At 60.8% G+C, this 5908-nt stretch carries 8 protein-coding genes and 1 pseudogene; 1 reads left to right on the forward strand and 8 read right to left on the reverse strand.

The annotated features are described in order from the left end of the window. Positions 1-33: 33 nt before the first annotated feature. From tnpB to VK682_RS26815, 6 genes and pseudogenes are all read right to left on the reverse strand, one after another. Positions 34-246 (reverse strand): annotated as a pseudogene (gene tnpB / locus VK682_RS26785) (IS66 family insertion sequence element accessory protein TnpB); the annotation flags it as partial. Further along, positions 243-608 (reverse strand): IS66-like element accessory protein TnpA, encoded by a 366-nt coding sequence (gene tnpA, locus VK682_RS26790; protein WP_065331083.1) that lies wholly within the window; start codon positions 606-608, stop codon positions 243-245. The gene tnpA and the pseudogene tnpB, both read right to left, overlap by 4 nt. Before the next feature lie 372 nt (positions 609-980). Continuing rightward, positions 981-1556: a PIN domain-containing protein gene (locus VK682_RS26800; RefSeq protein WP_065331084.1), complete on the reverse strand. Its 576-nt coding sequence runs from the start codon at positions 1554-1556 to the stop codon at positions 981-983. After that, positions 1553-2017, reverse strand: coding sequence for a helix-turn-helix domain-containing protein (locus tag VK682_RS26805; protein WP_065331085.1), 465 nt, complete (start codon positions 2015-2017; stop codon positions 1553-1555). Before VK682_RS26805 ends, VK682_RS26800 begins: the two co-directional genes overlap by 4 nt. Positions 2018-2422: 405 nt before the next feature. Next, entirely contained in the window at positions 2423-3037 is a 615-nt protein-coding gene (gene scpB, locus VK682_RS26810) for an SMC-Scp complex subunit ScpB (protein ID WP_065331086.1), read from the reverse strand. A 2-nt stretch (positions 3038-3039) separates the two neighbouring features. Further along, on the reverse strand, positions 3040-3924 hold the full coding sequence (locus tag VK682_RS26815) for a DUF1403 family protein (protein ID WP_065331087.1): 885 nt from the start codon (positions 3922-3924) through the stop codon (positions 3040-3042). Between the two features lie 156 nt (positions 3925-4080). On the opposite strand from VK682_RS26815, the gene VK682_RS26820 reads away from it, so the two are divergent. Then, positions 4081-5196 (forward strand): tyrosine-type recombinase/integrase, encoded by a 1116-nt coding sequence (locus VK682_RS26820; RefSeq protein ID WP_065331088.1) that lies wholly within the window; start codon positions 4081-4083, stop codon positions 5194-5196. 6 nt (positions 5197-5202) lie between these two features. On the opposite strand, the gene VK682_RS26825 is transcribed toward VK682_RS26820, so the two are convergent. Together VK682_RS26825 and VK682_RS26830 are read right to left on the reverse strand one after the other, a co-directional pair. Beyond that, positions 5203-5538: a type II toxin-antitoxin system RelE/ParE family toxin gene (locus VK682_RS26825; RefSeq protein WP_064225037.1), complete on the reverse strand. Its 336-nt coding sequence runs from the start codon at positions 5536-5538 to the stop codon at positions 5203-5205. Continuing rightward, positions 5535-5792 carry a type II toxin-antitoxin system ParD family antitoxin gene (locus tag VK682_RS26830; protein WP_064225038.1) on the reverse strand — a complete coding sequence of 86 codons (258 nt, stop codon included), beginning with the start codon at positions 5790-5792 and terminating at the stop codon, positions 5535-5537. The genes VK682_RS26825 and VK682_RS26830 overlap by 4 nt, the downstream gene beginning before the upstream one ends. Positions 5793-5908 lie beyond the last annotated feature (116 nt).

A 5908-nucleotide genomic window follows, 5' to 3' on the forward strand; every position in this document is an offset into this window, starting at 1 on the left:
TCACCTGAGGAGGAAAGAGGTGTAGTATGAACGCAGATCGTTGGTGAACAAGCATGCACCCTGACCGTCCCACCAGATCATCTTGATCTGATCACCTCGCCGTCCCCGGAACAAAAACAGATGGCCGGAATAGGGATCGCCCGCCAGAACCTGCGCGGTCTGTGCCGCCAGACCGTTGAACCCACGCCGCATGTCCGTCACACCCGCCGCCAGCCAGATCTTCGCATCCGCCAGAACAGGGATCATGCCGCCAGCCCCCGCGCCAGTTCCAGCACAAAGCCAGCATCAACCCCGTCGCTAACGCTCAGCTTGCGCCCATTCTCCAGCGTGATCTCTATCCGGGAGCTGGCTGTAGGCCGCGCTTCCGGCAGCATCGGTACTGCATCGTGATCGCCGCCTGAAATCTCAACAGGCATGAACCCGGCATCATCAGACCCATCGGGTTGAAACCTGTCATCGCTGCGCCACGAATAAATCCGGCTTGTCGGCACGCCATGACGGCGAGAAACCATCGGCACACTGACACCATCGGCTTGGCTCTCTGCCACCAACCGCCGCTTGAACTCATCCGAGTATTTGGAACCCCGCCCAACCCGCCGTTTACTCATCTCAAAACCCTCATATTGCGCCAGTCAAATCGCCAGCCTCGCGCAATAATCGCACCTCAAATCAGCCCAAAATAGAGGGGGTTCCCTTGATGCTTACCATAAAGGCGATCCCGACTTCGACGCGATCGGTCGCCCTCAAGCGGCGGAGCTTCCAGCGGTCAGATGGAAGCTCATCAACGTGAACAAGCTGAAAGCAGAGAACCCCGAGAAGCACACCGCCCAAGGCGAAGAGTTAGAGAAAATCCTCGGCTGAAGATCGATCAGTGGTGACAGATTACCACGGACCGCTTAGCACGTCCGGCGGGAAATAAAGTAAACTACCATCGCCGACAGTACCGTATGCCTTTGCGATAACACCCACCGGTCTTCTCCTCACAAGAACGACTGGTACTCGTCCATGAAGGTTGCGACCTGCAACAAGCCCTGCGCTTCGGACTTGTGGATCAATGTCGCGACATCGAGCGCCGGATTCTTGAAGCGCTCCCTCATCCGGCGCAGGGCCATTATGGCCTCGGAGGGATCCAACTCGATTGTATCGGCGATGAAGTCGTCGGCGGAAATCGCCTGGATGGAGTGCGGGTCCAGAACCGCGGAAGGAAAGTCGGCAAGATTGTCCGTCACGATGACTGAAGCAGACGTCGCGATGGCCGCTGCCAGCACGTGGTTGTCGTTGGGGTCGGGTAACGCGAGCTTGTCTTCGAAGATCTCATAACCAGTCACCAGAGCTTCAGGGAATGCTGCCTCGATTGCCGCCCTTTGCCGGGACCCATCGGTTTCGCCCTTGGTGATCTGGGTGATCGCTTTCTGAGTCTCGTCAAGGATGCGACTGCTCCACCGAGGCCGGAACAAACCAGCCTCGGCCAGGCTCAGGAGCATGTTTCTGCGAAGCGCTCCGCCCAGGACGCAGGCATCGAGGAGCGCCGTGAACCGATCAGCGTGTCGGCTCATACAAGACCTTCTTCCGCATCCATTGCAGCAAGGTCACTCAAAGCATCAGAGCGAGACGCGTCACGCTTCTCCTTGTAGGCAAAGAGGTCGTCGGCACGAACCCGGCGATGACGGCCGGTCTTCGCAAAGGGAATCTCGCCTTCCTCGAGAAGCTTCACTAGGAACGGCCGGGACACATTGAGAAGGTCCGCCGCCTGCTGCGTGGTCAGCTCTGACTCGACGGGGATCATCCGAAACCCGCGACCGCTCGAGACAAGCCGCAGCACTTCGAGTAGCGAAGCCGTCAAGGCCGGCGCAAGCGTCACGGTGCGAACTTCGCCGTCTTCCAGGGCGAGCGACAGCTTTGTCGGTTCGCCTTCCTTGATCTGGGAGGCCACAATCGTTCTGAGTTGTTCGGCGTTCTTGATCTCTACCTCGTCGGGCAAACGATCAAAGAACGCCTCTTTTCTGAGGGCGTTCATCTTCTCTCTCCGGTTCTATCGTCTCGTGTTGGATATAGGCTATCCGTCCTTCGAAACAATCGCAACACTCGAAATATTCGAAATTCGTTTAGATCGTGTAAACGGGTCACAGCATGCGAACACCGCATCGCTCTCACGACGAAGCGACCACCACGGCCTTCGCCAGTTGCTCCCGGTCGCAAAGGTCTTCCAGCCCAAAACAGACGAAGAACTGCTCGCGAGCGTACGCGACAACATCCTCTCGACCAGAATAGAGCAAGTGGACGTCTTCACAGGTCTGCAACGATTATCACATTGAAATTGTGAATATTTCTGGCTCTCCGCATGAATCGTTGCACTGCGGATGAAACGATAAGCAGAACTACCGAGTTTGTGTCAGGCATGGCAATGGAAACCGGCAACGCGTTACCCGAAATCGACTTGTGAAGCTTCCGCCACAACCCCCGCATCCTCCAGCTGCTCCCGATCGGGAAGATCGCGCAGGGACTCCAATCCGAAGGCAACCAGGAACTGCTCCGTGGTGACGAAGGTATAGGGAGCGCCGCGTCGCGGCGACCGCGGCCCAGTCCCGATCAGGTCGCGCGCATGCAGCCGTCCGATCAGGTCACGGCTGATCTCCTTGCCGAAGATATCCTTCAGTGCGTCGCGGGTGATCGGCTGGTGGTAAGCGATGGCGGCCAGGACCGCGACGTCGAATTCGCTCAGGTCCAGCAATTGGTCCCCGATATCTGCCGCCGCGCGGATCGCGGGGGCGTAGGTGGCGCGCGTGCGGAATATCCAGCCGCCAGCGACCCACGCAACTTCAAAAGCCCGCCCCTCCAGCTCGGCGGCGAGGTCCTCGACGAGCAGGTCAACCGAGGCCCCCTGCCCCACGACCCGCGCCAGATCCTCGCGCGGCACCGGCGAGGCAGAGGCAAAGAGCACCGCCTCGATCCGGCGCATCCACTCCCGCCAGCGCAGCTCCGGCGGCAGGTCGGCCAATTCGAGGTCCAGGTCAGGTTCCGAGCGATCCTTCGCCATAGCTACACCCCATAGAGCCGGAAGGTATCGCGCCCGGTCAGCTCGCGCACCGCGCCGAGGTCGACCAACCGGTCGCAGAGCCGCCGCGCGGCGCGATCCGGCAAGGGCAAGGCCGAAGGCGCCACCGCATCGCGGGTCAGGAACATGTCAACCGCGCCCCCTGCCCCCTTGGCCCGCAGCTTCAGCGCGACGGCTTTCAGATGCGCAGCTCGGCGCGTGAGGTCGGCGGCCTGCCGCACCGACTCGATCGCCGAAAAGATGAGTGCCCGATGACAAGCCAAGCGAAGGTCGTCGCCATGCTTGCGCAGGTCAGCGCGCTTCAGGCCCGCAGCCAGCAGCGGCACAAGATGCCCCCAACCAAGCGCCTGCGCGAGCGCCGCATCCGCGAGGATCAGCGCCGACACATCGGCACGGGGCCCCTCCGTCAGCACCGCCTCCAGCACCATTGCCGCACGGGTGACTGGCGCCCCCTGCCCCGCGTCGAGCCAGCCTGCTATCTGTGCAACCTCCTGTCCGCGCAGCGCGCGATGCAGAGCCTTGACTGACACCGGCCGTTCCGCCGCGCGGCGCCAAGCCAGGTAGGTTTCCCCCGCCGGTCCGGGCAGATCGCCGGGGCGCAGAAGGTGCACGACGTCGCGCAGCTCCCCTGCCCGCTCCGGTCGGCCGGAAAACGCGACACACGCTTCGGCCGCGCGCAGCGCGAGCCGGTCCGACAACAAGGCTTGGGGCACCTCCACGCGTCCCAACACAAGATGCAGGTGGTTCAGCGCCGCGCCCGACAAAAACGCAACATCTTCAAGGGTTTCAGCGCGTGCAGAGGTGACCCAGGCAGGCATCCGGGGTAACGTGTCGAGGTCGCTGGTGTGATCTGGTCGGGAAAAAGTCATGCCTGAAGCCTACATCAGCGCGGCGCTTTCGTCCACAATATGATGTGCAAACCGCCTCGCTTTGCAGTTCCTCGTTATGTCCAATAAGTTTGTATTATCGGACATAAAAAGATACGCTGAAAATCAGTTTAATTTCATCGCTGGATTCACTGGAAAATGGCCGCAGAGGACGAGAAATCGACATCATCAAACTCTGATGCAAGTCATAATGCTCAGGGCGACGCGAGAAATCAAGAAAAAAGCGATGGGATCGCCCTGCCCTCCCATGTCGCGGGCTCCGGCAGCCTTGATCGCCTGGTCGACACCGCCCGCGACTATGCCCGCGCTGCAGCGTCCGACAACACGCTGAAGGCCTATGCCAAGGATTGGGCGCATTTTGCGCGCTGGTGCCGGATGAAGGGAGTGGAGCCCCTGCCCCCCTCATCCGAGATGATCGGCCTTTACCTCGCCGATCTCGCCTCCGGGTCAGGCCCCTCCCCTTCGCAGTGGGCGTCCCGCCCCCTGTCGGTCAGCACGATCGATCGCCGCCTCTCCGGCCTCGCCTGGAACTATGCGCAACGCGGATTCACCCTCGATCGTAAGAACCGCCACATCGCGACGGTGTTGGCTGGGATCAAACGCAAGCACGCGCGCCCGCCGGTGCAGAAGGAAGCGATTCTGGCCGAGGATATTCTGGCGATGATCGCCGCCCTGCCCTACGACCTGCGCGGCTTGCGGGATCGGGCGATCCTGCTGATTGGCTACGCGGGCGGTCTGCGTCGGTCGGAAATTGTCAGCCTCGACGTTCACAAGGACGACACGCCGGACTCGGGCGGCTGGATCGAGATCTTCGACAAGGGCGTCGTACTGACCCTGAACGCAAAGACCGGCTGGCGCGAGGTTGAGATCGGCCGCGGCTCCAAGGACCAGACCTGCCCTGTCCATGCACTCGAGCAATGGCTGCACTTCGCCAGGATCGACTTCGGCCCTGTCTTTGTCGGCACCTCGCGGGATGGCAAACGCGCCTCTGACAAGCGGCTCAACGACAAACACGTTGCGCGGCTGATCAAGCGCACGGTCCTGGACGCGGGCATCCGGTCGGACCTGCCTGAGAAAGACCGCCTCGCTATGTTCTCTGGCCACAGCCTACGCGCCGGTCTCGCCAGCTCCGCCGAAGTCGACGAGCGCTATGTCCAGAAGCAGCTGGGGCACGCTTCGGCCGAGATGACTCGCCGCTATCAGCGTCGCCGAGACAGGTTCCGGGTGAACCTGACGAAGGCAGCCGGGTTGTGATGTGGATCAGGAGTCTTCGGACTTCAAAGCCGAAAGTGAGGCAACATGGCGAGGGAGATCGCTGCGGGAATGGAGGATATCCACGATGATGACCTCGTCCGATCGATCCAGAAACACAAGGAAATGTTCCCCTGCCCTTATGAACCGCAGGTCTTCGACATCATCAACGAGAACTGCGCAACTCCGGCTATGGGCCTGGCCGTTCAGAATTCTTTCACAGCAGTTGAGCAATTCGGCCTCGTAAAGCTCCGCTTGGCGCAGCCCGAAATTCTCGATCGTCCATCTGCCGATTTCAGTGAGGCTAGCTTCCGCACGACGAGTCAGCCGGAAGGATCGGCTCATGAACGCGCGCGCGCAGTCGCAAAGGCCCTACGGATCGCATCTTTGCCGCTTCCCTCCGCAAGATCGCCCGCCTTGGCCTGCGCCAGACCTTCAATTAGACCTTTCCGGATCCCGGCTAGTTGTGCTTCTTCCTGCTCCAGCAATCTCAGGCCAGCGCGCATTGCTTCACTCACGTTCTGGTAGCGCCCGGATGCCACCAAGGCTTGAACCAGTTGATCCTGAGGTTCGGTCAGGACAACGTTGCGTGTCACCATGTGTCAGATCTCCTTTGTTGGCAATATATGCCAATGCCACTTATTTATCAATACGTCACGCCGCCTGCCCGCTGTGGACTTGCCCGGCTTTAGTGGAGAGCGTTTAGCTCACTTCC

Origin of the sequence: Salipiger marinus (genome assembly GCF_035481585.1) — a bacterium.
In the GTDB taxonomy this organism is placed as follows: Bacteria; Pseudomonadota; Alphaproteobacteria; order Rhodobacterales; family Rhodobacteraceae; genus Salipiger; species Salipiger marinus.

Bases quoted from the DNA above. Each gene is read 5' to 3' on its own strand.
- VK682_RS26805 (WP_065331085.1), bottom strand. From the start codon at position 2,017: ATGAACGCCCTCAGAAAAGAGGCGTTCTTTGATCGTTTGCCCGACGAG.
- scpB (WP_065331086.1), bottom strand. From the start codon at position 3,037: ATGGCGAAGGATCGCTCGGAACCTGACCTGGACCTCGAATTGGCCGAC.
- VK682_RS26800 (WP_065331084.1), bottom strand. From the start codon at position 1,556: ATGAGCCGACACGCTGATCGGTTCACGGCGCTCCTCGATGCCTGCGTC.
- VK682_RS26825 (WP_064225037.1), bottom strand. From the start codon at position 5,538: ATGAGCCGATCCTTCCGGCTGACTCGTCGTGCGGAAGCTAGCCTCACT.
- VK682_RS26830 (WP_064225038.1), bottom strand. From the start codon at position 5,792: ATGGTGACACGCAACGTTGTCCTGACCGAACCTCAGGATCAACTGGTT.
- VK682_RS26820 (WP_065331088.1), top strand. From the start codon at position 4,081: ATGGCCGCAGAGGACGAGAAATCGACATCATCAAACTCTGATGCAAGT.
- tnpA (WP_065331083.1), bottom strand. From the start codon at position 608: ATGAGTAAACGGCGGGTTGGGCGGGGTTCCAAATACTCGGATGAGTTC.
- VK682_RS26815 (WP_065331087.1), bottom strand. From the start codon at position 3,924: ATGACTTTTTCCCGACCAGATCACACCAGCGACCTCGACACGTTACCC.